Source organism: Streptomyces sp. NPDC005181 (genome assembly GCF_040608395.1).
In the GTDB taxonomy this organism is placed as follows: domain Bacteria; phylum Actinomycetota; class Actinomycetes; order Streptomycetales; family Streptomycetaceae; genus Streptomyces.
The window spans coordinates 1-24,812 of record NZ_JBEXID010000093.1; the positions used below are offsets into that span (position 1 = coordinate 1).

Consider the following 24,812-nt stretch of genomic DNA (forward strand, 5'->3'; position numbering starts at 1 on the left):
CGGGGCCCGCAGCTGCGGGCCCCGCTCGTCGTCCGGTTCGGCGATGCGGGAGCACAGCCCTCATTTCCCGGCCACACTGACGCCCAGCCACGCACGCCACATGCGTATCGCTGTCAAACTTTTACGAAATCTGCGTGAGATATTGCGCTGTCATGAGGGCGGTGGTTGAGTGTGCCGCGCCCCGGCAGAGAGCCGGCCGAGGGACTTCCACGCTCATGCCCGAAGGGACCATCGATGAGAAGTGCTGGGTTCCGCAGTCATCGCCGCACACGCCGCACCTCCGCGGCCGCCCTCGTCACCGCACTCGCCCTGACCGCTCTCGCCTCCTGCGGTACGAGCAGCAGCGAGAACAACAACAACGGCGGCGGCTCCGGCGGCTCGTCCGACCCGTCAGCTCCGCTGGACCCCAAGGCGAAGGTGACGCTCTCGATCGACTGCATGCCGCCTGCCGCGAAGGCCGCGGAACTGCGGGAGTGGAACGAGGACATCAAGACGTTCAACAAGAAGTACCCGAACGTCAGGATCAACGGAAAGTCCACCCCGGGTCAGTGCCTGGAGCCGCCGCGCTTCACCGCCATGCTGAAGGCGAAGTCGCAGCCCGACGTGTTCTACGCGTACTTCACCGACCTGGAACAGGTGCTGGACAACGACGGGGCGGCGGACATCTCCGCGTACGTCAACGACACATCGGTCCCGGCTCTGAAGGACATCCAGCCGCAAGTCCTTGACGTGGCCCGCAAGGACGGCAAGCTCTACGCGCTGCCGACCAGCAACTACACCATGGGCCTGATGATCAACCGCAAGCTCTTCACCCAGGCCGGTCTCGACCCGGACACGCCGCCGGCCACCTGGGAAGAGGTCCGGGCCGCCGCCAAGAAGATCGCGGCGCTCGGCAAGGGCATCGCCGGCTACGGCGAGTACAGCGCGGCCAACACCGGCGGCTGGCACTTCACCGCGGCCCAGTACTCCCTCGGCGGAGACGTGGTCGACGCCGCCGGCACGAAGGCCGCCTTCAACGACGACACCGGCAAGCAGGTCCTCCAGCAGCTGCACGACATGCGCTGGGAGGACAACAGCATGGGCCAGACCCAGCTGCTGAAGTGGGGTGATCTGCAGAAGCAGATAGCCAGCGACAAGCTCGGCATGTTCCTCGCCGCACCCGACGACATCACGTACATGGTCCAGCAGCTCGGCGCCAAGTACGAGAACTTCGGGATGGGCCCGATCCCCGGCGCCAAGGGCACCCTGTTCGGCGGCAACAACTACATGATCAAGAAGGGCAGTTCGCCCGACCAGATCAAGGCCGCCGTCGCCTGGCTCAACTTCAAGAACCTCACCCAGGGCAAGGGCCAGTTCGACTGGGCACGCACCAAGGCCGACCAGCTGCCCGTCGGACTGCCGCAGCCGAACTTCTTCCTCGGTGCGACCAAGGCGAAGGACGACGCCGAGCGCGTCGCCAACGCCACGATGCCGGTCGAGAACTTCAAGGCCTTCATGGACAACCCGGTCACCGGCAAGGCCGAGCCGCCGAAGGCGCAGGAGATCTACAAGATCCTCGACAACGCCATGTCCGGCGTCCTGACCAACAAGAACGCGGACATCGGCAAGCTGCTCTCCGATGCCGAGAAGCAGGTCAATCAGGTGCTGGCGAACCAGTGACGGACGCGCGGGGCCGGGTCATGCGGACCGGCCCCGCATCCGGAGCGTCTGCATCCGGAACGTCCCTCCGCGTCTCAAGCACACCGGCACCGAGGAGACACCATGTCGGCCCCCACCCTGTCCACCAGCAAGGCGACCAGGCCACGCCACGGACACCCGGGCCCCGCACGCACGAACTCCGCCCGCGAGGAGTTCGTACGAGCTCTGCGCCGCAACATCTCGGCGCACGGCTTCCTGATCGGAGCGGTGCTCTGCTTCTCGTTCTTCTCGTGGTACCCGATGGTCCGCGAATTCATCCTGGCCTTCCAGAAGAACGAGGACGGAAGGACCACCTGGGCCGGCTGGTCCAACCTCAGCTACGTGGTCAACGACCCGGCCTTCTGGCAGGCCTGGCGCAACACCTTGCTCTTCACCGGCCTCGCCCTGCTGCTCGGATTCGCGGTCCCGTTCGTCGTCGCAGTCGTGCTCAACGAATTCCGGCACGGACAGGGCTATCTGCGGCTGCTGGTCTATCTGCCGGTGATGCTGCCCCCGGTCGCATCCGTCCTGCTCTTCAAATACTTCTACGACCCCGGCTACGGACTCTTCAACCGCATCCTGGAGATATTCCACCTCCCCGCCCAGCAGTGGCTCCAGTCCACGGACACCGCGATGCTCTCCGTCGTCATCGCGGCCACCTGGATGAACATGGGCGGCGCCACCCTGATCTACCTGGCCGCACTCCAGTCGATCCCCGGCGAACTGTACGAAGCGGCCGAACTCGACGGCGCCGGACTGCTGCGCAAGGTCTGGCACGTCACCGTCCCGCAGACCCGGCTGATCCTCTCGCTCCTCCTGCTGATGCAGATCATCGCGACGATGCAGGTCTTCACCGAGCCGTTCCTGCTCACCAACGGCGCGGGCCCGGAAGGCTCCACCACGACCGTCGTCTACCTCATCTACCAGTACGCCTTCAATTTCAACAACTACGGCGGTGCGGCGGCCCTCGGACTCGTCCTGCTCGTCGTCCTCGCGGGCTTCTCCGCGGTGTACGTACGGCTCAGCCGCGGCAGCGAAGACCAGTAGGGGGACCGACCATGGCATCGAACACCTTCGTCGCCCGACGGCGCGCCTCCGCACAGCGCGGGACCGGGCGGCGCATCGTCGGCCAGGGGCGCCAGCGGACCCTGATCTCGCCGGCTCAGCTCGCCAGGCCGCGCGGCAGGACCGTCTACTGGATCGTCTTCGCCCTGGTGACCGCCCTGTTCACGCTGGCCTTCCTCGGGCCGCTCTACTGGATGGTCACCGGCGGACTCAAGACCACCCAGGAAGTCGTACAGAGCCCGCCCACCGCCTTCCCCACCTCCGTCCACACGGAGAACTACTCCCGGGCATGGACCGTGATGGACCTGTCCCGGCTCCTTTTCAACACCCTCTACTACGCATTCGGCGCGCTCGCCTTCCAGCTGCTCTTCGACGTCGCCGCCGCCTACTCGCTCTCCAAGCTGCGGCCCATTTTCGGCAAGGTCATCCTCGGCATGATGCTGGCCACACTGATGATCCCGGCCACCGTCCTCGTCGTACCGCAGTACCTCACCGTCCTCGACGTGCCGATCGTGCAGCGCAACCTGCTCAACTCGCCCTGGGTGATCTGGCTGCCGTCCGTCACCAACGCCTTCAACATCTTCCTGCTGAAGCGATTCTTCGACTCGATCCCGCGCGAACTTCTGGACGCCGCCGCCATCGACGGGGCCTCCCCCCTGCGCACCCTGCGCTCCGTGGTCCTGCCGATCTCCCGGCCGATCCTCGGCGTCGTCTCCATCTTCGCGATCGTCGGCGTCTGGAAGGACTTCCTCTGGCCGATGCTCACCCTGCCCGACCCCAGCAAACAGACGCTCAACGTCGGCATCTACTCCCTGGCCGGCGGAGTCCCCGAGAACATCCTGATCGCCGCGCTCACCATCGCGTCCGTCCCGACGCTGATCGTCTTCCTGCTCTTCCAGCGCAACATCATGAGCGGCCTCACCGCGGGCGGCCTCAAGGGCTGACGTCGCCGGCTCCTCCCGCAACCGACTCCTCCCCAGCACTCCGCCGCCGGCCCTCCCATCCAGCGCCCCGCTGTCCGGGGCCGGCGGCGGAGTCCCCACCTGCCCGAAAGGAACGTCACGTGGCAGCCAACCGTCCGTCCGACGCCACCGCGAACTGGTGGCGCGACGCCGCCATCTACCAGATCTATGTACGCAGCTTCGCCGATGGCGACGGTGACGGCACCGGAGATCTAGCGGGAGTACGAGCCAGACTTCCCCACCTCGTCGAACTCGGCGTCGACGCCCTCTGGTTCACCCCCTGGTATCTTTCGCCGCTCGCCGACGGCGGATACGACGTGGCCGACTATCGCACCATCGACCCTGCCTTCGGCACCCTCGCCGAAGCCGAGAAACTCATTGCCGAGGCCCGGGAACAGGGCATCCGCACGATCATCGACATCGTCCCCAACCATGTCTCCGACCAGCACGCATGGTTCACGGCGGCCCTCGCGGCCGGCCCCGGCAGTCCCGAGCGGGAGCTCTTCCACTTCCGTCCCGGCCGTGGCCCGGACGGCGCCCTTCCACCGAACGACTGGGTCTCCGAATTCGGCGGTACACCCTGGACCCGGCTCGATGACGGCGACTGGTACCTTCACCTCTTCGCGGCGCAGCAGCCCGACCTCAACTGGGCGCATCCGGCAGTCCGTCAGGAGCACGAGGACGTGCTGCGCTTCTGGTTCGAGCGGGGAGTGGCGGGTGTCCGGATCGACTCGGCGGCGCTGCTCGCCAAGGATCCCGCGCTGCCCGACTTCGTGCCGGGCCACGACCGCCACCCGTATGTGGACCGGGACGAACTGCACGACATCTACCGCTCCTGGCGCGCGATCGCCGACGAGTACGGGGCGATCTTCGTCGGCGAGGTCTGGCTCCCGGACGCCGAGCGGTTCGCCCGCTATCTGCGCCCCGACGAGCTGCACACCGCCTTCAACTTCAACTTCCTGGCCTGCCCCTGGGACGCCGGACGGCTGCGCTCCGCCATCGACGACACGCTCGCCGAGCACGCCGCGGTCGGCGCCCCCGCCACCTGGGTCCTGTGCAACCACGATGTGACCCGGACCGTCACCCGTTACGGACGTGAGGACACCGGCTTCGACTTCGCGGCGAAGACCTTCGGCACCCCGACGGATCTCGGACTCGGCACCAGACGGGCGCGGGCCGCGGCGCTGCTCTCGCTGGCCCTGCCGGGCGCGGCCTACCTCTACCAGGGCGAGGAGCTGGGCCTTCCGGAAGCGGACATCCCCCGCGACCGGATCCAGGACCCGATGCACTTCCGCTCCAGCGGGACCGACCCGGGCCGCGACGGCTGCCGGGTGCCGCTGCCCTGGTCGGCGCAGGCTGCGTACGCCGGTTTCGGATCCACCGTCGAGCCCTGGCTGCCGCAACCCGCGGACTGGGCCTCGTACGCCGCCGATCTGCAGAGCGCCGATCCGGACTCGATGCTCAGCCTGTACCGCGAGGCGCTCAGGCTGCGCCGCACCGAGCCCGGCTTCGGTATCTCGGGGACACCGGGGGAGCGGCTGGTGTGGTTGCCGACCGCGCCGGAAGTGCTCGCCTTCACCCGTGCCGACCGGTTGATCTGCGTCGTCAATCTGACCGAGGAGCCCATCGAACTGCCCGGCCGCACCGACGTTCTGATCACCAGCGGCCCCCTGGCCGATGGAGGGAGGCTCCCGCAGGACACCGCGGCCTGGCTCCGGGGCTGATCCCGGTGCGTACCCGCGGGGTGACACGCGGGTTCACGGGCGGATCGCGGCGGACTCGGGGCTGCGGCAGAGTGGGCACATGGATGATCTCAATGCCCTCGCCGACGAGCATCTGGCCGCCGCGCGTACGTCCGCGCACGGGCGCAGCGCCCACCTCCTGCTGCGGCAGGAGCCGCTGCGGCAGACGGTCATCGCGCTCACCGCGGGCTCGGCCCTCGACGAGCACAACGCGCCGCCCGCGGCCTCGCTCCAGGTCCTGCGCGGGGCCGTCCGCCTCACCGCAGCCTCCGGCGACGTGGACCTGGCCGCAGGAGGACTGCAGCCCATCCCGCACGAACGGCACGGGCTGCTGGCGCTGGAGGACGCGGTGGTGCTGCTGACCGCGGTCAACGACTGACCTCAGCCACCGTGCTCCGGGAACCGGCGGAACCGCGGCGTGCCAGGCGCGGGACTGTCCGTGACGGCGTCACCGCGCCCGTACGCGTACCCGCTCCAGCACCCACAGCACGAAACTGCCCGCGGCGAGGGAACCGCCCAGGACGCAGATGCCGGACCAGCCCGCACACGACCAGACCACCGAGGCGAGTGCGGCGCCTGCCGCCCCGCCCAGGAAGAACAGGGTCATGAAGCCGGAGTTGATCCGGTTGCGGGCTTCGGGGCGGAGCGCGTAGATCACGTACTGACTACTGGTCGGCCCCGCCTGCTGCGCCACGTTCAGGGAGATCACGCCGACGGCGAGCCACAGCGGTGAGGACTCGCCCGCCAGGAGCGGCGGCCAGGAGAGCGTGAGCAAGGCGGCCGACGCCTCCGGAGACCAGCTGCACACGGCCGCGGTCGCCGAGCCCGGCCGCGACGTTCATGCCCACCACGCCGATGACGCCCAGCAGACCGAAGAGTCCGATCGCGGCCGCGTTCCACCCGAAGGGCGGACGGGTCAGCAGAAAAGTCAGGGCGGTGAGCTGCACTCTGTACGAGGCCATCGAGAAGGCCGCGACAGCTGACCGCATCCGCAGCAGGGGCTCCTCGCGCAGCAGGGAGAGGGTGGACCGCAACAGTCCGCCGCCGCGGCATTCCTGACCGGGCTCGGCATCGATACGGAGGCAGCCGCCGAACGGCCGTGACGTCCCCTCAGGCAGAGGGCAACGCACGGCGGCGACGCCGCAGGAACTCCTGCTCGGCGGCGTTGCCCGTCCGGGCGATGGCGGCGTCGTACGCCGATGCCGCTTCGGCGCAGCGGCCCAGCCGGCGCAGCAGGTCGGCCCGTACGGCGTGGAACACGTGGTAACGGCCGAGCCCGAGCTCCTCGACGTGCGCGAGCGCCGCACCAGGTCCGTCGACCTCCGCCACCGCGACGGCACGGTTGAGCGCCACCACCTCAGTCGGCGCCTGCGCCAGCAACTGGTCGTAGAGCCGCAGGATCTGCCCCCAGTCGGTGGCGGCCGCGGTCGGCGCATCGCTGTGCACCGCGCTGATCGCCGCCTGGATCTGATAGGGGCCGGGCCGGTTCAGGCGCAGACACCGGCGTACGAGCGCCTGCCCCTCGTCGATCAGCGCACGGTCCCACCGGCCGCGGTCCTGGTCGGCCAAGGACACCGGTGCGCCGTCCGGGCCGGACCTGGCGGTGCGGCGCGACTCGGTGAGCAGCATGAGGGCGAGCAGGCCCAGCACCTCCGGTTCGTCCGGCATCAGACCGGCCAGCAACCGGCCGAGACGGATGGCTTCGGTGCAGAGTTCCTCGCGTGCGAGGCGGTCGCCCGAGCTCGCCGTGTGCCCCTCGTTGAAGATCAGGTACACAACGGCGAGCACCGCCCTGACCCGGTCGGGAAGGTCAGCATCGGCCGGGACCCGGTAGGGGATCCGGGCATCACGGATCTTGCCCTTGGCGCGCACCAGCCGCTGCGCCATGGTCGGCTCCGGGACCAAAAACGCGTGCGCGAGCTCCGCGGTGGTCAGCCCGCCCAGCAGCCGCAGGGTCAGCGCGACCTGCGCGGAGGTGGAGAGTGCGGGGTGGCAGCAGGTGAAGATCAGCCGCAGTCGGTCGTCACGCACGGGACCCTCCTCGGCCGGTTCGTCGGGGGTTTTCAGGGCTTGCGCCGACGTCGCCCGGGCTTGGCGATCGGCGCGGGACGCCTCGCGGCGCAGACGGTCGATCGCCCGGTTGCGCGCGGTGGTGATGATCCAGCCGGCCGGGGCGGGTGGCACCCCGGCGGACGGCCACCGCTCCAGCGCGGTGGCAAACGCCTCTTGGACGGCTTCCTCCGCGATGTCGATGTCGCCGAAGGCCCGGACGAGCCCGGCGACCGCGCGGCCGTACTCCTCGCGGAAGAGGCGCTCGATGTCCGCGGTGAGTACGGCCGGTGCGTCGTCGGGTGCGCCGTCCGGTGCGCGGGGCACTTCGGTGCGGCCGGACGGCCCGGGTGCATCGGGCATCAGCCCTCCACTTCACCCTCGAACGGCCGGACCTCGATGGGCAGGGTGATGGCCCGCGCGGCCTTGCGGCCCCAGTCGAGAGCAGCGTCCAGATCGGGCGCCTTGATGATGCACAGCCCGCCCAGATACTCCTTCCCCTCGGCATACGGCCCATCGGTGATCAGCGTGTCCCCGTTCTTCGGCCGCACCACCGTGGCGGTGCTCGGGGCGTGCAGTCCGCCCGCGAACACCCACGCTCCGGCGTCGTGGAGTTCCTGGTGGAAGACGCCCACGTTCCGCATGATCCCTTCCAGTACCTCGGGGGCGGGCGGCTCGCCGTCGGTGGGCGTGATCACGCTCAGCAGGTAGTGCTTCATGGTGTGCCTCCTCGGGTACGACGCCGGCGCCGTGCCGACGTCTCACCCTCTATACGAATGGCTTCCGCCCGGATCGACACGGAACACCCTCGTGTCCCCAGGAAGTTTTCCCGGGAGCGCAACCGGGCGCTCGTGAAGCCGAGGACGCTGCCGCACAGAGTCTTGTGGGAGCGCTCCCAATCCGGGCAGGATGGGCCGATGACCAAGCCTGCCGGCCTCCGGGCCTACCACCCCGACGACCGTGAGGCCCTTGCGGACATCTGCGTCCGGACGGCCGACAACGGCGGCGACTCCCGGCACCTGTATCCGGACCTCGACCTGATGCCGTCGATCTTCGCCGCGCCCTATGCGTACCTCGAACCCGATCTGACGTTTGTCGTCGACGACGGTACGGGCCGGGCGGTCGGCTACATCCTGGGGACCGCGGACACGCCGCAGTTCGTCGCCGTGTTCAGGAAGCAGTGGCTGCCGCTCGTCGAGGACCGCTTTCCGCAGCTCGACGGCGCGCCCCGGACCCCGAGCGAGGAGATGATCGCCCTCCTGCACAACCCGGAACGGATGATCGTCCCCGAAGCGGCTGCCCATCCCGCCCACTTGCACATCGATCTGCTCCCCGCATGGCAGCGGAAAGGGTACGGCAGAGCGCTGATGCGGACGTTCCTGACCGCCTTGAAGACCAAGGGCGTGGATGCCGTTCATCTCTCCATGGTCACGGCGAACACTCCGGCCAGGGCCTTCTACGACCGCCTGGGCTTCCAGGAGATCGACGTACCGGATCCCGGGCCGATCACCTATCTGGGGCGCAGCACCGCAGCGGACCTGTGAGGCGCCTCGTGCACACCGGCTGATCCTGCCCGTCCCGCCGAGGACGGAGCGGGGGGCCGGGAACTCCGCCCGGCAGGGGTGTCGCGCCGAAGAGCTGGGCAGGTACTGGTGTACGAGCCCGGAACAGGGGCGAGGCAGCGGGTACATGAGGGGTGTGTGGCGTGAGGGAGCAGACCGTGTGGCAGTTCTCCGACGACCGTGGGCAGCTGTCGACAGCCGGGCGGCGCCCGTCGAAGGTGCTCGCCTATGTCCAGGCCGGCGCCACACTGTGGGACTACGGGATACATCCGCGAGGGATCTTCGGCTCGGGCCACGACGGCGACGCACCCGACCGTGCGAAGACCGGCTCCCTGCCGCTGACCGAGGTCGCGTACCTCGGTGCGGGCAGCGTCCTCGACGTGGACACCCTGTTACGCGGCGAACCGGATCTCGTCGTGGCCGTCAGCTACGGGGGAGGGCATGTCTACGGGCTCGCCCCCGAGACCGCCAAGCACTTGGAGGAACACGTTCCGGTCGTTGTCATCGACGTGGGCCAGGCGCGCACCCTAGCCGACATCGGCGACCGGTTCGCCGAGCTGGCCCGCTCGCTCGGGGCCGAGGAGACCCCGACGGCGACGCAGGACCTGGCTGCCGCCCGGGACCGGCTGCGCACCCTCGCCGCCGGCCCGGCCCGGCCCCGGGTGCTCGCCCTGTCACCGGCCGGGCAGGTTCAGGCGCATCTCGCCCGTCCCCGTATGTGGCCGGAGCTGCGTGTGCTGACGGAGCTGGGTGTCGACGTCCTCGAACCGGCCGCCGGGCCCGGTGCCAACTGGTCGACCGTCGGCTGGCCGGAGGCGACGGCCCTGCGGCCCGGGATCCTGCTCACCGATATCCGGTCCAACGCCACACCCCTGGACCGGCTCCGGTCGAACGCGGACTGGTCGGCGCTGGAGCGGGCGGCCGCAGTGGTGCCGTGGAATCCGGAACCGGTCTGCAGCCCCCAGGCCCATGCCCGGTTCCTGACTCTCGTGGCGGACGCGGTCGAGGCGGCGCAGGGTCGTTAGCGCGCGCCGGAACCGTGGCGCCGCCCGCTACGTCCGACCGGCGAGCAGCAGGGGCCGAGGGCCGCCTGCGGACAGGGGTGGGCATGAACAGAGGCAAGGTGGGCGGAACGGTCGCGGTGGTCCTGGTGACCGCGCTGTCGGCGGGGGCGTGCGGCGGGGGTGCCTCCGAGGACCTCGTGACCGAGGGAAGCCCACCGGCCGCCCCCTACAGCGGACCGCTCTACCTGCCCCACCCGAACGTCGAAGCCGACACGCTGCAGGCGAGGAAGACGGAATCGGGGGCTGCGGGCCGCGCTCTGGAGTGCGACGGGGACATCTACTCCGGCGGCGGCAGCGAACGCTGGAGCAAGGGCAACGGCGGGGCGACGCCCGAGGAAGGGCTGAAGCTGCACTTCGAGATCGAGCAGCCCGGTCTGCCGCAGTACGGCTACCGCGTGGAACGAGAGGAGGCGGACCGGGTCCTGTACTCGTTCGACGTGGACCGCCGGACGAAGATCGCCATCATCGTCGCCAAGGACCGCAAGGGGCGGCCGGGCTGGGGTCCGGAGACCACCGCCTCGTGCGACCCGGCGGAGCTGCCGTCGAGCTATACGGACAAGCAGCCGTACCGGGTCTGGACCGACAAGGAAGGTCGCCGGGTCCCCGTGTCCAAGCTGAGCAGCTCGGCAGGCGCGGCGCACTGCGACTGGCAGGAGGCGGACTTCCTTGAATGGGGCGCGGGTTCGGGGGAGGGCTCGGCCGACCGGAAGGTGTACGCGCGTGATCCGAAGGGCGTGCTCCCCTCGGGCATGCTCACCTCGGCGTACGACGGGGACGTGACGATGCCCGCCGGTGCTCGGTCCACGGGCTACCACCTGGATGACTGGGAACTGTGGCTGACGGAAGACATGTCCAGGGTCTATGTCCGCACCCCGGACGGGGTGGAGGCGTGGCCCGCCATGAAGCAACACATGGGATGCCGGTGACCCCCTCCGGCGTACGGAGTCCTCATGACAGGTCCGAGGGTCCGTCATCGAGCGCCGGACCGGCGCGGTCCGGCGCCCAGGACCTGTCTGACACATGCTCATGGGCCCGACACTTCCGCGCGGCAGCAGATGTGTGCGCCCCGAGTGCGTCGCTGGTTGTGAGTGTCGACGCCTTGACCGGCGGGAGGGCGGCGGCCTGGCATGCGGGTGACGAGAGCCGTCGTCCACCGGGCCCACCTTCACCTTGCGGGCATCTTCTCTGGTCCGCACGCGAAGGAGTCGGCCCGCACCGCAATTCGGTTCTGCTCGGGCTATGCGCACGGCGTGATCGCGTCATGGCGGGAATGTCGATCACTGTATGCCGCGAAGGAGACCGGGAAGGCGCCTCAACGCGTCTCCGGGGCGCACCTGTGCGAGGCGCTGAACCGTCCCGACCTCGCTGAACTGCTGGGCACGCCGGGGGAGACCGCGAAGACCGCCGGCGGCAGCGGTGGTCCGTCAAGCTTGCCGGCGGCAAGGAGATAGCCACTCCCTCGGCCCGGGTCGAGTTCGGGACCTACACCGTGACGCTGTCGGCCAAAGCTCCCGCCGGGGTCGGGCCAGGTGTCCCTCGTAGCTGTTCCGGGCGTCGCGGCCCGCCCGGGTCGCGCTCTGGGCAATCGCCGCGACAGTCCGACGGGGCCGGTCCGCTCTCTACAGCGTGAGCCAGAGGAAGCCCACAAGACCGACAGGCGTCAGGAGGCAGAGCAGCCCCGTCGCCAGGAACACAACTGACAGGATCTTCAACGCTCTTGCTTGCTGGGCACGGCATGCGGCGAAGCAGGTGAAGCTCACGATGGCGAGAACGGGCAACGAGATGAAGACGAACCCCAGCGCACCCATGCTTCGTCCCCCCGTTGTTCCCGCCCGCCCGTTGCGACGGAACAGTATGCCAGCCCCCTTGGAGCGAGCACAGTCGCGCCTCAGGAGCGTGCCCTTGTGAAGCAGTGGGTGACCCGACCGGAGTCGTGAAGGCACCTGTTCGTAGCCGGGGCACGGCACCGCCCCCCGTACGGACCGTCTGCGATCGCGCCCACCGGATTCGTTCGCGAGGCTGGGCTGAGCCGAGTCCGTACGTACGTCCCCAGGAGCATGCATGCAGCAGGACAAGCACCCTTCCTACCGTCCCGTGGTCTTCCGCGACCGCTCCGCAGGCTATGCCTTCCTGACCCGGTCCACCGCGTCCAGCGACCAGACCATCGACTGGGACGACGGCAACACCTACCCCGTCATCGATGTGGAGATCTCTGCTGAGAGTCATCCCTTCTTCACCGGCAAGGCGCGGGTGGTCGACACCGAGGGACAGGTGGCGAAGTTCGAGCGGCGGTACGGGGAGGAGGGGCGCACGGACGCCTCCTGACCCGCCACTGCTCCGGGGTCCCCCGTGTGTCCTTCAGGCATGTCGGGGGACTCCGGCCGTCGCCCCTCTTGACACCGCTGGCCAACCCCTCGTAATTTGCCTGCAACATCGCACTAACGCGCGTTACTAAAGCGCGTAACCAAGGAGCGGCCCGCCCAAGGTGGAACGCAGGGGGTAGTCGAAATGGCCACGAACAAGGCGCGCCGCGTGACGATGAGCGATGTCGCTCGCCATGCCGGCGTCTCGCGGACCACCGTCTCCTTCGTGCTCAATGAGCGTGCCGACGCCGCCATCCCGAAGGACACCCGGGCCCGCATCCGGGCCTCGATCGAGGAACTCGGGTACCGGCCCAACGCAGGAGCCCGCGCGCTCGCTGCCAAGCGCAGCGAGTGGTACGGGCTCATCACCGAGATCGTCACCGCGCCGTTCGCCGTCGATGTGATCAAAGGTGCCCAGGACCGGGCCTGGGCCGACGGGAAGTTTCTCCTCATCACCGCGGGCGACAGCGACCCCGTCATGGAGGCCGCTGCCTTCGACAAACTCCTGGAGCAGCGGGCCGAGGGGCTGCTGTACGCCACCACCTGGCACCGCGCCGTGACGCTGCCGCCCGCCGCCCGCGAGGTGCCGGTCGTCCTGGTGAACTGCTTCGACGCGGACGGCGCCCTGCCGTCCGTGGTGCCCGACGAGGTGGCGGGCGGGTACACCGCGACCCGGCGGCTGATCGACGCGGGCCACCGGCGCATCGGGTTCATCAACCTCGACGCGGGCATCCCGGCCGCCGTCGGCCGGCGTCACGGGTGCGAGCAGGCGCTGCGCGAAGCCGGTCTCGACGTCGACGTGACCCTCGTGGTGTCCGGCCACGCCACCGCGGACGAGGAGTATGCGGCGGCCTGCGAACTGCTCGACCGCGCGGATCCCGGTGCTCGTCCGACCGCCCTGTTCTGCGGTAACGACCGGACGGCGATGGGTGCCTACGACGCCATCAAGGAACGCGGACTGCGGATCCCCGACGACATCGCTGTCGTCGGATTCGACAACCAGGAGCTCATCGCCGCCTACCTGCGGCCCGGCCTCACCACGGTCGCTCTGCCCTTCGAGGCCATGGGAGCAAAGGGCGTTGACATGCTCGGCGCTCTCACAGCGGGTCAGCCGCTCACCACCACAAAGGTGACGGTCGACTGCCCGCTGATCGAACGCTCGTCGGTCTGACTGCGAATCAGTCCGACGGGAATCCTCACCCGTCTTCGGCGCAGTGAAGAGAGAGAAGAAACCACATTATGGCACCGTCGATACGTGTCCTGCGTCTCCGGCGCTTCAGGCCCTCCGTGCTCGCCGCCCCCGTCGCCGCCGCTGCTCTCCTGCTCACCGGCTGCAGCGGTACCGGTACGAACACAGCGGGGGACACCTCCGGCGACCAGCTCCTCACCATTCCCCGTGAGGACTTCGCCACCTTCACCCGGAACTTCAACCCGTTCGCCCCCGGCCAGGTCGTGGCACTCTTGACCACCCAGGCGGTCTACGAAGCGATGCTCGTCTACAACCCGGCCAACGGCAAGGCCACTCCGTGGCTGGCCACCTCCTGGGCGACCAGTGCCGACGGCAGGACAGTGACGTTCACGCTGCGCGACGGCGTCAAGTGGTCCGACGGCAAGCCACTGATCGCCGAGGACGTCGCGTACACCTTCACCCTGCAGAAGAAGCTGCTCGGCGGCTACGAGTATCTGAAGTCGGCGAAGGCCCAGGGTACGGACAAGGTGGTCTTCACCCTCACCAAGCCCTACTCGCCCGGCCTGTTCGAGCTGGGCAAGCAGATCATCGTGCCCAAGCATGTGTGGGAGAAGGTCAAGGACCCGGCGAAGGACACCAACCCGAATCCGGTGGGCACCGGCCCGTACACCAAGGTCGTCAACTTCCAGAGCCAGTCGTACGAGCTCCGCAGGAACCCCGAGTACTGGCAGCCGAAGAAGCAGCAGATCGCCGACGGCCGGCCGGTCATCGATGTGACCGACACCCGCTATGCACGCGGCAGGATCGGGCTCAATGTGTTCGGAGGCCGCACCGCCTACCAGGACACCTTCGTACGCGCACTCTAGGAGACCCCACCCTCATGCTCGACAGACTCGACCTGCTGGTCATCGGCGAATGCGTGGCCGACATCGTGCGGCTGCCGGGTGCGGCCGATCAGGTCCACCCGGGCGGCAGCCCGGCCAATGTCGCGTACGGTCTGGCCCGGCTCGGGCGCAGCGTCACGCTGCTCACCCAGCTCGGCCCGGACGACAACGGGCGGCTGATCAGGGACCGTCTGACCACCGCCGGGGTCGAGGTCCGCACGGACGGTGCTGCGGCGCCCACCCCTTCCGCCGCCGTGACGCTGGACGGCCACGGCCGGGCCGCGTACACCTTCGAGATCACCTGGACGCTCGACCCGGTGTCGCTGGACCGGCCGCCGCACCATGTCCACACCGGCTCCATCGCGGCGGTGATGGAGACCGGCAACGCGACCGTTCTGGGCGCCGTCGAGTCTCTGCGGGCGGGCGCGACGGTCAGCTACGACCCCAATGTGCGGCCCGAGCTGATGGGGGACCACGACGCAGCCGTGCGCAAGGTCGAGCGCTGTGTCGCGCTCAGTGATGTGGTCAAGGCCAGCGACGAGGATCTGGAGTGGCTGTATCCGGGCCAGGAGCCGGAGCAGGTCGCCGAGCGGTGGCGCGCCACCGGCCCGGCCGTTGTCCTCGTCACCCGAGGGGGCGACGGCGCGCTGGCCGTGTTCCCGGGCGGGCACGTGACGGTCGGCGCGCTTCCCACCGACGTCGTCGACACGGTGGGTGCGGGCGACGCCTTCATGTCGGGCACGCTGCACGCCCTCGCCTCGCACGGGCTGCTCGGCGTGGGCGGCCGTGAGGGGCTGCGCGCGCTGGACCGGGACACCGTGACCGATGTCCTGCGCCACGCGGCGGCCTCGGCCGCTGTCACCGTCGCACGGGCGGGCGCCAACCCGCCGGACGAGGCGGAGTTGGAGGGGGCCCTCACCCGCTTCTGAACAGGGTCCCGACATGACGGTGCCACCGCCCCCTCGCGGGAACGGTGGCACCGTCATGTCCTGCCGTCAGCGCGGGGTCACCCGACCGGGATGGCCCGGGGGGCGCCGAGCCGACGGTGTTGCCGTGCCGGTCCTCGGCCGACACCCGGACGCCCGCCGGGCCGCCGCTTCGGCCAGGGTCCGGGACGATGCCCGGCTCGCCGGTGAGCGCCACTGCGCGGGGCGCCGAGGGGCCGGGCACCGCGTTGAGCAGCGCCACTTCGGCGTCACGGCCCACGAAGGGCGGTTCGTCGTCGGCCCGGTCATTATTGCCTGTGCGCCTGCCCATGCGGCTCCGGAAGCAGGTGGGGCGTGCTGTCGTCGTCGAGGAACTCCACGACCGCGAGGGCGAACAGCGCCGCGATCGCGATCCACACGGTGACCAGCCCCGTCGGCCGGTCCCACACGACCAGTACGACGGCGGCCACCGCGACGACCGTCCAGTTGAGCCACCGCTTTGCCCGGTGCACCCAGGCTCCGACCGGTCCGCCGGTGATCCCGGCCGCGTCGCGTACGGCGCCGATGCCACCGTTCCACATGGCCTTGAGCCGGGTGGCGGCGCGGCCTTCGCCGGAGAGCCAGGCTGCGAGCGCCACGACCACGCCGAGCGTGACGACCAGCCGGACCACGGCGCGCAGATAGATGACCAGGGCGTCGAAGACGGAGCCGGCCGCCGGCTGCGACACCGACTCCGGAAGACTGTCCAGATAGAACGCGCGGAACACCCACAACGCCACGCCGAGCACGGCGGCGCCCACCGCGACCGCGAGGGCCGCCGTGACCAGCGCCCGGCGTCGGCGCACGGCGAGCAGTACCCCGCCCGCGGCGAGCACCAGGGTCACCACCGGCAGCCAGAACCCGGCCAGTTGCAGCAGCCGGAACCCCTTCTTGGCCTTGCCGATCGCATCGGACCTCAGCACGGTGAAGTCGGTGTGGATCTCGGGGATCTTCGCGGCGATCGTCAGCCCGTGGTCGACCAGGAGCTGCTTCACCCGGTCGATCACCGGGGCCAGATCGATGACAACCGTGTCGTTGGTGAGCTTCACGGCCCCGCCTCCGCTGCCGGTCAGTGCCTTGACGGCCGCCGCGTGGGCGTCCCGGTTGAGGCCGACCCACACCTTTTCGAAGGCGTCCGAGGTCACGAACTTCTCCACCGTCCCGTGCACGAAGTTCGAGACACCGGTGGTGATCGGGCCGCTCAGCCGCCCCAGCGCCTTGTCGAGAACCGGCCGGTCCGCGGGGGCCACCTCTTCGAGCAGCGCATGGATGTCCAGATGCGTCATGACGACGTCGGTGACGCGGTTCGACACCGCGGCCTGCACATCTGGGTCGGACGCCAGGGGCTTCATCATCGCCACATAACGGTCGGTGTCACCGATGTCGTTCTTGGCCCAGACGGCGACGACGCTCAGCGGCGTGAGGACGGCCGCGACGAGGATCAGCAGCACGGCGAAGAACGAACGGATCCGGGGCCGCGGCCGCGTCGGAGCACGCGTCTCCAGCTGCGCCACCCGCGCGCGCAGCGCATCCATCTCGGCGCGGGCGGCGGAGGAATCCAAGTGATCGGGGTCCGGTGTTGCCATGCCCCAAGGGGACGCCCTGCGTGTCCGTGCAGCGCGGCGGGTTGCTGCGAAAGGGCGAACCCGGGGGCTCGCGGGGGTACGTCGTTCACGCCCCCGGGCTTCACGCGCCCCCGTTCGGCCCAGTAAGCGCATCCTTGCCGGGACGACTGCCGTTCGACAGCCGGCAGGCGTGATCGATCACGGAATCGGAGCAGCGAGTGGCGAGGGGATACGTACGCGACGGCGGTGTGCAGCCGGATACCGAGCGGGACGCGGAGCGGCCCACCGGATTGTTCTCACGGCCTTTGACGGTGCCCGACCAGGGCTCCGGCCCGGCCCCCGTACGGGCCGCGGTCCTGGAAGCCGTCGCGGGGTGGGTGCCGGGCGAACCGGTGGGCAATGACGCGCTGCCCGCCGCCTGGGGCGTGGACGACGCCTGGGTACGTGCCCGCACCGGCATCGTCAGCCGCCACCGGGCCGGGGCGGGACTGGCCACCGGGGATATCGCCTTCGAAGCCGCCCGACGGCTGGTCGGGGACGGCGGTTCGACCGCCGCCGGGCCGGTGGACGCACTCGTGCTCGCGACCACCACCCCCGACCATCCCTGCCCCGGCACGGCCCCCGCCCTCGCTGCCCGGCTCGGTCTGGGAACGGTCCCCGCATTCGACCTCGGCGCCGCGTGCAGCGGTTTCGTCTACGGTCTCGCCGTCTGCCGGGGGCTGGTGGCCGCCGGTCTCCACGACCGGGTGCTGCTGGTGGGCGCGGATGTGTACTCGGCCTGGCTGGACCCGGCGGACCGGTCGGCGGGCGTGGTGTTCGGCGACGGGGCGGGGGCGGCGCTCGTGGGGGCCGGGCGGGCGGGGTCCCTCGGTGAGCTGCTCGCCTTCGACCTGGGCAGCGACGGCACCGGGTACGACCTGATCACCGTGCCCGGTGGCGGAGCGCGGTCCCGCTCGACGCCGGAGCAGGCCGCCGAGGGCGACGAGTTCTTCCGTATGAAAGGACCTGTTGTGTACCAGCACGCCGTCGAGCGGATGACCGGATCCTGCCGGGCGCTGCTGGCCAAGGTGGGGTGGGATGCCGCCGACGTCGACCACTTCGTACCGCACCAGGCCAACGCGCGGATTCTGCGGGCGGTGTCAGCGCGCGTCGGCATCGACGCGCGGCGCTGTGTCACGCACCTGGAGCGGGTGGGCAACACAGGTGCTGCATCGATTCCGCTGGCGCTCGCGGACGCCGCCTCCCAGGGCCGGTTCCGGGCTGGCGACCGGATGCTGATCACCGCCTTCGGAGGCGGTCTGACCTGGGGGTCGGCCGCTCTTCGCTGGCCGGGAACCCACATGAACCACACACGGTGCGCGACGGAGGGAACAGGACATGACGGAGACTGACACGGGGGTCGCGGTGACGGGAGTGGGGCTGGTTACTCCCGCCGGCGCCGATGAACACACCTTCTGGGCGGGGCTGTGCGCGGGACGCTCCATGGCGCGGCGCTGCGACGAACTGGCAGGACTGCCGGTCGACTTCGCCTGCCCGGTCGACGGGATCGACCTGGACCAGGTGGTGGGCGGCCGCTCGGTGTGGCGGATGGGACGGTTCGTGAAACTGGCCCTGGTCGCCGCCCGGCAGGCCGTGGCGGACGCCGGACTCTCCCCGGCGGACTGGGACGGATCCAGGGTCGGAGTGGTGCTCGGTGTCGGTGTCGGCGGCGTGTCCCTGCTCGTCGACAACGTTCGCAGGCTGGACGCCGCCGGACCGGAGGCGGTCTCTCCGCTGCTGGTGCCGATGATGATTCCGAACGCGGCGGCCGGCGAGGTCGCGATCGAACTCCGCGCTCAGGGCCCCAGCCTCGCGCCCGCCACCGCCTGCGCCTCCGGGTCCACCGCGATCGCTGTCGCCCGCGACCTGCTGACCAGCGGTCGGTGCGACACCGTGGTGGCGGGCGGGGCGGAGTCCGTGCTGACGCCGCTGGTGGTGGCGGCCTTCGCGAAGATGGGGGCGCTCTCCACCCGGACCGGTGATCCGGCGGGCGCGTCGCGGCCGTTCTCCGCGGACCGGGACGGGTTCGTCCTCGGCGAGGGCGCCGCCATGCTCGTACTGGAGCGAACCGCCGACGCCCGCGCCCGCGGCGGCCGGCCGCGCGCGCTGCTGACCGGCGCGGGTTCCAGTACGGACGCCCGCCACCCCACCGCTCCCGCACCAGACGGCTGCGGTGCGCAACAGGCGGTGGAGGCGGCACTGTACGAGGCGGGCTGGAAGCCCCACGATGTCGACCACATCAACGCGCACGGCACGTCCACCCCGCTGAACGATGCGATGGAGACCGAGCTCGTCTCCCGGCTCTTCCCGCACCGTCCTTCCGTCACCGCCGCGAAGGGAGTGATCGGGCACACCCTCGCCGCGGCCGGTGCGATCGAGGCGGTGGCGACCGTACTGACGCTGGAGCACGGCATCGTGCCGCCGATCGCCAACCTGGACGCACTGCCGGACGGGTGGGACCTCGACTGCGTGACCAAGGAGCCGCGCAGGCAGGACGTCCAGCGGGCCGTCAGCCACTCCTTCGGCTTCGGCGGACACAATGTCGCGCTGGCCTTCGAGCGCGCCTGACGAGATGTCTCCCCAGTGCAACGGACGGCGAGGAAGTGTGTCCTCGCCGTTCCTTGATCGTTCTAGTATTCATGACCGCTACGATCGACAGCACCGCCACTCAGGCCACCGCGGACCTTCTCAAAGGTGTGCTCTTCGGCGGTAACTTCCGCCAGGAGCACGGCTCCTGGCGCCGACTGATCGCCACAGAGCCGTTCCGCCGCGCACCCGACCGCACACCCGACGAGCGCCTCGTCCTCGCGTACGAACGGCTGAGGATCCTCAACAGCACGCTCGACAGCGCCGCCAGGCCGGCCGCCGACCCACGCGCCCTCGCCGCCCTGCACGAGTGGATCGGCCCGGTGGACCCGGCGCTCACCACCGTCGCGGGCATCCACTACAACCTCTTCCTCGGCAGCCTCCTCGACCATGACGGCGACACCCGTCGCGATCTGTCGGACTTCCTCCAACTGCGGCGCATCGGCACCTTCCTCTGTACGGAGGTGGCGCACGGCAATGATGCGGTGGCCGTCGAGACCACGGCGACGTACGACCGCGCACGCGACGGATTCGTCCTGCACACCCCGCACTCCGGGGCACAGAAGTTCATGCCCAACGCCAGCCCGGCCGGCGGACCCAAGACCGGACTGGTCGCGGCACGCCTGCTGGCCGACGGCACCGACCACGGCGTCTTTCTCTTTCTGGTGCCCCTCACCGACGAGGTGCGGCCGCTGCCCGGGGTACGGGTCCGCAGGCTCCCCATGCGTCTGGGCAGCCCGGTCGACCACTGTCTGACCTCCTTCAACCAGGTCTTCGTGGAACGCGAGGCGCTGCTCGGCGGCGAGCACGGACGGGTCGGCGACAACGGGGATTTCAGCAGCGCCATGGGTAACCGCAGGCGTCGCTTCCTCACCTCCATCGGACGCGTCACGGTCGGCAAGATCTCCATGAGCGCCTGCGCGGTCGGCGCCGCGCGCGCGACGCTGGCCGTCGCGGTCCGCTACGGCGGCCACCGGTACATCTCCGGTCCGCGCGCCACGAAGCCGGTGCCGGTGATCGCCCACCGCAGCCACCACGGGCCGCTGGCCGAGGCCATGGCCACTGTCTTCGCGATGAGCCTGCTGCACCGCAGGGCCCTCGACCGGTGGGAGGCCCAGGCCGGCACAGATCCGGGCACAGTGCCAGGGACGGGGCGGGCCGAGGCGGAGCGGCTGGTCGCCGTGGCGAAGGGGTGGATCACCTGGCGCGCCCGCGAGGTCATCGTCGAATGCCGTGAACGATGCGGAGCCCAGGCGCTATTGGAGAACAACGGCATGGCCGAACTCGTCGCCGGTGCGGAGGGCGTCATCACTGCCGAGGGAGACAATCTGGCCATCCACGCCAAGGCGGCCGCCGAAATGCTGTTCGCCGCTCCGCAGGCCCCGCAGGACAGCACTCCTGATGCCGCGCCCGGAGATCTCGCCGACCCACGGTTCCTCGGGCGGCTGCACGCACATGTGGAGAACCTCTGGTTCGCCCGGGCCAGGGCGCGGATGAACGGCGCCCGGCAGGGTGGTCCGCTGGACCGGTGGAACGCGGCGTCCGGGCCGGCGCTGCGCGGCGTCGAGGCCCACGCCCACCGGCAGGCGGCCGAGGCGTACGCGGACGCGGTCGCCGGACTGCCCGAGGGGCCCGCACGGGATCGACTGGCGGAACTGCAGCGGCTGTTCGCCCTGCGGTGGGTGGCCCGCAACAGCGGTGATCTGCTCGCCGCCGGTCGGCTGACCATCGGTCAGGTCGACGCTCTGCCGGACGTCGTCGAGGGGCTCATCGCAGATGTCGCCGTGCAACTGCCCACCCTGATCGAGTCCTTCGCGCTGCCGGAGGAGGTGCTCGCCGACTGGCCCATCGCGGGCGCCGACTACGCCGACGCGTACGACGACCCTGAGGCGGCGTGGCAGATCGCCGCCGGGACCGAGGGAGAGCGGTGACGGCCCCGCAGGAGCGAGCAGCCGGGCGGACCCGCCGGGTACGGGAGGCCGCGGAGGCGCTCGGTGTCCGGGTCGTACTGCTGGCGTACTGGGGCACCACATCCATCCTCGCCCGGCGTTGTGCGAACCCGCGTACGGGTGTAGGCGAATCGGTTCGCCGCAAGGCGTAACTGGAGCAACCTCATCCCGTTACTTCGGTGTCGGGGCGGTGCATTCACCCGTCCCGGCGCACCTGCACCACCGAGTGAAGAGGAAGACCATGAGTGCGATTCATCCCAAGATCACCGACGTCCTCATCGACACCTTCAAGGTGCCCGCCGCCGAGATCCTCCCGGACTCCACCATGGACAGCCTGGAGATGGACTCGCTCGCCGTCGCCGAGTTCGCCGTCATCATCAAGGAGAAGCTGGGCGTCGACGCCGGCTCCGACACGCTCTACAAGGACGCCACCCTGGCCGACATCACCCGGTTCATCGTCGAGACGGTCGGCGGCGCGACGGCGGCGAGCGGCGAGGCAGCGATGAGCAGCCCCCGATGAACAGGCCCGCCGTCGTCGTCACCGGCCTGGGCATGATCACCCCGGCCGGCAACGACACCGAAACCACCTGGAACGGGGTCTGTGCCGGGGTCTCGCCTGCCCGCACCGTCCCTGAACTCGAAGGCTGTGAGATCGACTTCGCGTGCACGGTCTCCGGCATCGATCTGGACGAGGCGGTCGGCGGCCGGACGGCCTTCCGGATGGGGAAGTACGTCAAGTTCGCCGTCCTCGCGGCACGGGAGGCGGTCGCGGACGCCGGACTGGACCCGGCCGACTGGGACGGCAGCCGGGTCGCCGTCGTCGTCGGCACCAGCAGCGGAGGGTCCGCCGGTCTGACCGAACAGGCCGTCGCACTCGACCGGCGCGGGCCGGAGGCCACCTCCCCGTCCGGCATCCTGCTCACCATTCCGAACATGCCCGCGGCCGAGATCGCCATCCAGATGCGGGCCACGGGTCCCAGCCTGGCGCCGTGCACCGCCTGTTCGTCCGGGGTCACCGCGCTCTCCGTGGCCCGGGACCTGCTGGTCACCGGCCAGTGCGACATCGCGCTCGCCGGCGCCACCGAGTCGATCGTCTTCCCGGTCGCCATGACCGGGTTCGCCCGGTCCGGCGCCGGCGCCCGCAGGGACGGCGACCCGGCCCGTCTCTGCCGGCCGTTCGCGGCCGACCGTGCCGGACTGGTCATGGGCGAGGGCGCCGCCCTCATGGTGCTGGAGCGGGCGGACGACGCCGGGGCCAGGGGCGCGGCGCCGAGGGCAGTGCTCGCGGGCGCGGGGGCCACCACCGACGCCCACCATCCCACCAGCCCGCACCCGTCCGGCGCCGTCGCCCGGGCCGCTGTCGAGGCCGCGCTGCGCGACGCGGGCTGGCGGGCCGAGGACGTCGAACACGTCAACGCGCACGGGACGTCGACACCGCTGGGCGATGCGACCGAAGCCGCCCTCATCGGCCGGGTCTATCCGCACCGGCCGCCCGTCACCGCTCCCAAAGGCGTGCTGGGCCACTGCATGGGGGCAGCCGGAGCCATTGAGGCCGGGCTGACGATCCTCACGCTCCAGCACGGAGTAGTACCGCCGATCGCCAATCTGGACGCCCCGGCACCCGAGTTCGACATCGCCTGCATCACCAAGGCGCCTCTTCTGCAGCCGGTCCGCCGCGCCGTCAGCCACTCCTTCGGGTTCGGCGGCCACAACGCCGTGATCGCCCTCCAGCGCCCGTAGGCACGGAGCGGGGGTGGCCGGATTTCGGCACAGGCAGAGGCACCCGCACGAACGGCAGTGGTGCGAGGGGCACCGCAACGGTGAGGGCTCCGTGACGCCAACGGCGCGTAACGGCCCGGAGGCGGACGCGCCCGGCCGAACCTACAATGACGAACGCCCGAAAAGTCCTGAATATGGGAGATGTGAACCATGGCCAAGCGAGGGAACAAGCGACGCGCCCGCAAGAAGAAGAAGGCCAATCACGGCAAGCGCCCCAATGCCTGAGCCCACCGAACACACGGCGGCGCGGGGCGACGGGCCATCCGGACCACATGCTCAAGCCAGGTCCCGGCCGTGGGTGACCGCATCCGTCGATGCCGGACGTAGGTGTCACGCAACCTGTGCGTGACACCGTCCGCCCCGCGGCTGAGGAAGTCGGGCCGGTTCCCGGGACGGGTTCCGCCCGCATCACGACGTGAGGAGGCCCTCGATCCGGCTCGCCGGCTCGAGGGCCTGCGGCTTCCCACGGTCGGGTCACCGCGCCTGACCTCCGAGCTTCCCGGTGAGGCCGTAGTGCCGGTAGAGCTCCTCCTCCTCGGCCACGGAGAGATGCGCGTCCGCGTCCACCCTGGGAGCGTCCTTGACGCTGTCCTTCGGATGCTTGATGTGCAAGTCGGGGCCCACCTTGCGGGCCCCGTGGAGCGGTACGAAACTCTCCTTCATACCGAACAGGCCGGTTTTCACCGTGATCCAGTCCGGCCGACCGGTGTCGTCGTCGACATACACCCGCCCCACGCTGCCCACCTTCTCGCCCGCGGTGTCGTACACCGTCAGGCCGTCGAGCTCTCCGGGATCCATGAAATCGTCAGGGGCTGCCATGACCGATTCCTCCTCGCCCGGGCGCGTCCGTGGGCCCGGCCCACCGGGGAGGCGCGTCCGGACTCCATCGCGCCTCACCCGGATGGACGGTGCAACCTCCCGGCCCGGAAGGGCCGTCCGCCGCACCCCGGGCGGCGCAGCGCGACACCGGTGGGGCCCCCGCCCGCGCATTGGGCCATTGGAGTGAGGCCCCCATGGTCGCGCGGGTCCGTGAAATGCGCAGGCGCGTCCCGGGCAGACCTCGTTCGTCGTCTCAGGTGCGCATGGTCCGCGCGGGCGGAGCGATCTCGATGAGAGTGGCCGCACCCGCCATCGGTGTGCCCTCGTGCATTGTGATCACGTCGTAGGGCGCCAGGTGCGTCGAGTGCGCCGGAGTGAGCGGGGCCGGCCGGACCGTGGCCGACCCAGCCGGTGCCGGCAGCGGCAGCAGGGCGATGGCCTGCTGGAGGAGTGCGAAGGCAAACATTCAGTTGGTAATCGGAGCGTGATCGTTCCGGCCGCCTCATCACGCTTGGTGGTCGTCGAGTTGGGCCGTCGCGGTGTGGTTGGATCG

26 protein-coding genes and 2 pseudogenes are annotated in these 24,812 nt (G+C 70.2%); 19 read left to right on the forward strand and 9 right to left on the reverse strand.

The annotated features are described in order from the left end of the window. The first annotated feature begins 234 nt into the window (after positions 1–234). From ABZV38_RS33760 to ABZV38_RS33780, 5 genes are all read left to right on the forward strand, one after another. Positions 235–1,659, forward strand: a complete 1,425-nt coding sequence (locus tag ABZV38_RS33760) for an extracellular solute-binding protein (RefSeq protein ID WP_356332262.1) — start codon at positions 235–237, stop codon at positions 1,657–1,659. A 102-nt stretch (positions 1,660–1,761) separates the two neighbouring features. After that, positions 1,762–2,724, forward strand: coding sequence for a sugar ABC transporter permease (locus ABZV38_RS33765; RefSeq protein WP_356332263.1), 963 nt, complete (start codon positions 1,762–1,764; stop codon positions 2,722–2,724). Between the two features lie 11 nt (positions 2,725–2,735). Continuing rightward, complete coding sequence (locus ABZV38_RS33770) at positions 2,736–3,686, forward strand: carbohydrate ABC transporter permease (RefSeq protein WP_356332264.1); 951 nt, start codon at positions 2,736–2,738, stop codon at positions 3,684–3,686. Positions 3,687–3,805: 119 nt separating this feature from the next. After that, positions 3,806–5,428 (forward strand): glycoside hydrolase family 13 protein, encoded by a 1,623-nt coding sequence (locus ABZV38_RS33775; RefSeq protein ID WP_356332265.1) that lies wholly within the window; start codon positions 3,806–3,808, stop codon positions 5,426–5,428. A 79-nt stretch (positions 5,429–5,507) separates the two neighbouring features. After that, the gene (locus ABZV38_RS33780; protein WP_356332266.1) at positions 5,508–5,825 is read left to right on the forward strand and encodes a cupin; all 318 of its coding nucleotides are present in this window, start codon (positions 5,508–5,510) and stop codon (positions 5,823–5,825) included. 69 nt (positions 5,826–5,894) lie between these two features. Here the strand turns inward: ABZV38_RS33780 and ABZV38_RS33785 are convergent, their stop codons facing one another. The 4 genes from ABZV38_RS33785 to ABZV38_RS33800 all read right to left on the reverse strand — a co-directional run bounded on the left by ABZV38_RS33785 (position 5,895) and on the right by ABZV38_RS33800 (position 8,214). Continuing rightward, complete coding sequence (locus ABZV38_RS33785) at positions 5,895–6,104, reverse strand: hypothetical protein (RefSeq protein WP_356332267.1); 210 nt, start codon at positions 6,102–6,104, stop codon at positions 5,895–5,897. Positions 6,105–6,111: 7 nt separating this feature from the next. Next, the gene (locus tag ABZV38_RS33790; protein ID WP_356332268.1) at positions 6,112–6,480 is read right to left on the reverse strand and encodes a hypothetical protein; all 369 of its coding nucleotides are present in this window, start codon (positions 6,478–6,480) and stop codon (positions 6,112–6,114) included. Between the two features lie 76 nt (positions 6,481–6,556). Then, positions 6,557–7,858 (reverse strand): sigma-70 family RNA polymerase sigma factor, encoded by a 1,302-nt coding sequence (locus ABZV38_RS33795; RefSeq protein WP_356332269.1) that lies wholly within the window; start codon positions 7,856–7,858, stop codon positions 6,557–6,559. Next, positions 7,858–8,214: a YciI family protein gene (locus ABZV38_RS33800; protein ID WP_356332270.1), complete on the reverse strand. Its 357-nt coding sequence runs from the start codon at positions 8,212–8,214 to the stop codon at positions 7,858–7,860. The genes ABZV38_RS33795 and ABZV38_RS33800 overlap by 1 nt, the downstream gene beginning before the upstream one ends. A gap of 198 nt (positions 8,215–8,412) precedes the next feature. Here ABZV38_RS33800 and ABZV38_RS33805 point away from each other — a divergent pair, with 198 nt between their 5' ends. The 4 genes and pseudogenes from ABZV38_RS33805 (at position 8,413) to ABZV38_RS33820 (ending at position 11,751) form a co-directional block, all read left to right on the forward strand. After that, a complete protein-coding gene (locus ABZV38_RS33805; protein WP_356332271.1) occupies positions 8,413–9,039 on the forward strand; it encodes a GNAT family N-acetyltransferase in 627 nt (208 codons plus the stop codon). 161 nt (positions 9,040–9,200) lie between these two features. Further along, positions 9,201–10,082 (forward strand): ABC transporter substrate-binding protein, encoded by an 882-nt coding sequence (locus tag ABZV38_RS33810; RefSeq protein WP_356332272.1) that lies wholly within the window; start codon positions 9,201–9,203, stop codon positions 10,080–10,082. A gap of 83 nt (positions 10,083–10,165) precedes the next feature. Then, positions 10,166–11,047 (forward strand): hypothetical protein, encoded by an 882-nt coding sequence (locus ABZV38_RS33815; protein ID WP_356332273.1) that lies wholly within the window; start codon positions 10,166–10,168, stop codon positions 11,045–11,047. A 201-nt stretch (positions 11,048–11,248) separates the two neighbouring features. Next, a pseudogene (locus tag ABZV38_RS33820) lies at positions 11,249–11,751 on the forward strand (DUF6215 domain-containing protein). Here the strand turns inward: ABZV38_RS33820 and ABZV38_RS33825 are convergent. Then, complete coding sequence (locus ABZV38_RS33825; protein WP_356332274.1) at positions 11,741–11,929, reverse strand: hypothetical protein; 189 nt, start codon at positions 11,927–11,929, stop codon at positions 11,741–11,743. The pseudogene ABZV38_RS33820 and the gene ABZV38_RS33825 overlap by 11 nt on opposite strands. Before the next feature lie 253 nt (positions 11,930–12,182). On the opposite strand from ABZV38_RS33825, the gene ABZV38_RS33830 reads away from it, so the two are divergent. The 4 genes from ABZV38_RS33830 (at position 12,183) to ABZV38_RS33845 (ending at position 15,486) form a co-directional block, all read left to right on the forward strand. Further along, positions 12,183–12,446, forward strand: coding sequence for a type B 50S ribosomal protein L31 (locus tag ABZV38_RS33830; protein ID WP_356332275.1), 264 nt, complete (start codon positions 12,183–12,185; stop codon positions 12,444–12,446). Positions 12,447–12,629: 183 nt separating this feature from the next. Beyond that, positions 12,630–13,655: a LacI family DNA-binding transcriptional regulator gene (locus ABZV38_RS33835; protein WP_356332276.1), complete on the forward strand. Its 1,026-nt coding sequence runs from the start codon at positions 12,630–12,632 to the stop codon at positions 13,653–13,655. 68 nt (positions 13,656–13,723) lie between these two features. Beyond that, positions 13,724–14,539, forward strand: coding sequence for an ABC transporter substrate-binding protein (locus ABZV38_RS33840; protein WP_356332277.1), 816 nt, complete (start codon positions 13,724–13,726; stop codon positions 14,537–14,539). A gap of 14 nt (positions 14,540–14,553) precedes the next feature. Next, the gene (locus ABZV38_RS33845) at positions 14,554–15,486 is read left to right on the forward strand and encodes a carbohydrate kinase (protein WP_356332278.1); all 933 of its coding nucleotides are present in this window, start codon (positions 14,554–14,556) and stop codon (positions 15,484–15,486) included. On the opposite strand, the gene ABZV38_RS33850 is transcribed toward ABZV38_RS33845, so the two are convergent. Then, complete coding sequence (locus ABZV38_RS33850; RefSeq protein ID WP_356332279.1) at positions 15,473–15,814, reverse strand: hypothetical protein; 342 nt, start codon at positions 15,812–15,814, stop codon at positions 15,473–15,475. The two genes, ABZV38_RS33845 and ABZV38_RS33850, sit on opposite strands and share 14 nt — an antisense overlap. Then, the gene (locus ABZV38_RS33855; protein ID WP_356332281.1) at positions 15,792–17,108 is read right to left on the reverse strand and encodes a hypothetical protein; all 1,317 of its coding nucleotides are present in this window, start codon (positions 17,106–17,108) and stop codon (positions 15,792–15,794) included. The genes ABZV38_RS33850 and ABZV38_RS33855 overlap by 23 nt, the downstream gene beginning before the upstream one ends. Before the next feature lie 284 nt (positions 17,109–17,392). Here ABZV38_RS33855 and ABZV38_RS33860 point away from each other — a divergent pair, with 284 nt between their 5' ends. From ABZV38_RS33860 to ABZV38_RS33885, 6 genes are all read left to right on the forward strand, one after another. After that, positions 17,393–18,478 carry a beta-ketoacyl-ACP synthase 3 gene (locus ABZV38_RS33860; protein ID WP_356332288.1) on the forward strand — a complete coding sequence of 362 codons (1,086 nt, stop codon included), beginning with the start codon at positions 17,393–17,395 and terminating at the stop codon, positions 18,476–18,478. Further along, positions 18,465–19,694 carry a beta-ketoacyl-[acyl-carrier-protein] synthase family protein gene (locus tag ABZV38_RS33865; RefSeq protein ID WP_356332282.1) on the forward strand — a complete coding sequence of 410 codons (1,230 nt, stop codon included), beginning with the start codon at positions 18,465–18,467 and terminating at the stop codon, positions 19,692–19,694. The genes ABZV38_RS33860 and ABZV38_RS33865 overlap by 14 nt, the downstream gene beginning before the upstream one ends. Before the next feature lie 71 nt (positions 19,695–19,765). Then, positions 19,766–21,643 (forward strand): acyl-CoA dehydrogenase, encoded by a 1,878-nt coding sequence (locus ABZV38_RS33870; protein ID WP_356332283.1) that lies wholly within the window; start codon positions 19,766–19,768, stop codon positions 21,641–21,643. Beyond that, positions 21,640–21,813, forward strand: a complete 174-nt coding sequence (locus ABZV38_RS33875) for a hypothetical protein (RefSeq protein WP_356332284.1) — start codon at positions 21,640–21,642, stop codon at positions 21,811–21,813. Before ABZV38_RS33870 ends, ABZV38_RS33875 begins: the two co-directional genes overlap by 4 nt. An 89-nt stretch (positions 21,814–21,902) precedes the next feature. Continuing rightward, complete coding sequence (locus ABZV38_RS33880; protein WP_356332285.1) at positions 21,903–22,181, forward strand: acyl carrier protein; 279 nt, start codon at positions 21,903–21,905, stop codon at positions 22,179–22,181. Then, entirely contained in the window at positions 22,178–23,401 is a 1,224-nt protein-coding gene (locus ABZV38_RS33885) for a beta-ketoacyl-[acyl-carrier-protein] synthase family protein (protein WP_356332286.1), read from the forward strand. The genes ABZV38_RS33880 and ABZV38_RS33885 overlap by 4 nt, the downstream gene beginning before the upstream one ends. A 540-nt stretch (positions 23,402–23,941) precedes the next feature. Here the strand turns inward: ABZV38_RS33885 and ABZV38_RS33890 are convergent. Both ABZV38_RS33890 and ABZV38_RS33895 read right to left on the reverse strand, forming a co-directional pair. Continuing rightward, positions 23,942–24,259: pseudogene (locus ABZV38_RS33890) on the reverse strand (PRC-barrel domain-containing protein); the annotation flags it as partial. A 253-nt stretch (positions 24,260–24,512) separates the two neighbouring features. Beyond that, positions 24,513–24,725: a hypothetical protein gene (locus ABZV38_RS33895; RefSeq protein ID WP_356332287.1), complete on the reverse strand. Its 213-nt coding sequence runs from the start codon at positions 24,723–24,725 to the stop codon at positions 24,513–24,515. Positions 24,726–24,812 lie beyond the last annotated feature (87 nt).

Bases quoted from the DNA above. Each gene is read 5' to 3' on its own strand.
- ABZV38_RS33760 (WP_356332262.1), top strand. From the start codon at position 235: ATGAGAAGTGCTGGGTTCCGCAGTCATCGCCGCACACGCCGCACCTCC.
- ABZV38_RS33765 (WP_356332263.1), top strand. From the start codon at position 1,762: ATGTCGGCCCCCACCCTGTCCACCAGCAAGGCGACCAGGCCACGCCAC.
- ABZV38_RS33770 (WP_356332264.1), top strand. From the start codon at position 2,736: ATGGCATCGAACACCTTCGTCGCCCGACGGCGCGCCTCCGCACAGCGC.
- ABZV38_RS33780 (WP_356332266.1), top strand. From the start codon at position 5,508: ATGGATGATCTCAATGCCCTCGCCGACGAGCATCTGGCCGCCGCGCGT.
- ABZV38_RS33795 (WP_356332269.1), bottom strand. From the start codon at position 7,858: ATGCCCGATGCACCCGGGCCGTCCGGCCGCACCGAAGTGCCCCGCGCA.
- ABZV38_RS33800 (WP_356332270.1), bottom strand. From the start codon at position 8,214: ATGAAGCACTACCTGCTGAGCGTGATCACGCCCACCGACGGCGAGCCG.
- ABZV38_RS33805 (WP_356332271.1), top strand. From the start codon at position 8,413: ATGACCAAGCCTGCCGGCCTCCGGGCCTACCACCCCGACGACCGTGAG.
- ABZV38_RS33815 (WP_356332273.1), top strand. From the start codon at position 10,166: ATGAACAGAGGCAAGGTGGGCGGAACGGTCGCGGTGGTCCTGGTGACC.
- ABZV38_RS33825 (WP_356332274.1), bottom strand. From the start codon at position 11,929: ATGGGTGCGCTGGGGTTCGTCTTCATCTCGTTGCCCGTTCTCGCCATC.
- ABZV38_RS33830 (WP_356332275.1), top strand. From the start codon at position 12,183: ATGCAGCAGGACAAGCACCCTTCCTACCGTCCCGTGGTCTTCCGCGAC.
- ABZV38_RS33835 (WP_356332276.1), top strand. From the start codon at position 12,630: ATGGCCACGAACAAGGCGCGCCGCGTGACGATGAGCGATGTCGCTCGC.
- ABZV38_RS33840 (WP_356332277.1), top strand. From the start codon at position 13,724: ATGGCACCGTCGATACGTGTCCTGCGTCTCCGGCGCTTCAGGCCCTCC.
- ABZV38_RS33845 (WP_356332278.1), top strand. From the start codon at position 14,554: ATGCTCGACAGACTCGACCTGCTGGTCATCGGCGAATGCGTGGCCGAC.
- ABZV38_RS33850 (WP_356332279.1), bottom strand. From the start codon at position 15,814: ATGGGCAGGCGCACAGGCAATAATGACCGGGCCGACGACGAACCGCCC.
- ABZV38_RS33855 (WP_356332281.1), bottom strand. From the start codon at position 17,108: ATGGCAACACCGGACCCCGATCACTTGGATTCCTCCGCCGCCCGCGCC.
- ABZV38_RS33865 (WP_356332282.1), top strand. From the start codon at position 18,465: ATGACGGAGACTGACACGGGGGTCGCGGTGACGGGAGTGGGGCTGGTT.
- ABZV38_RS33870 (WP_356332283.1), top strand. From the start codon at position 19,766: ATGACCGCTACGATCGACAGCACCGCCACTCAGGCCACCGCGGACCTT.
- ABZV38_RS33880 (WP_356332285.1), top strand. From the start codon at position 21,903: ATGAGTGCGATTCATCCCAAGATCACCGACGTCCTCATCGACACCTTC.
- ABZV38_RS33885 (WP_356332286.1), top strand. From the start codon at position 22,178: ATGAACAGGCCCGCCGTCGTCGTCACCGGCCTGGGCATGATCACCCCG.
- ABZV38_RS33895 (WP_356332287.1), bottom strand. From the start codon at position 24,725: ATGTTTGCCTTCGCACTCCTCCAGCAGGCCATCGCCCTGCTGCCGCTG.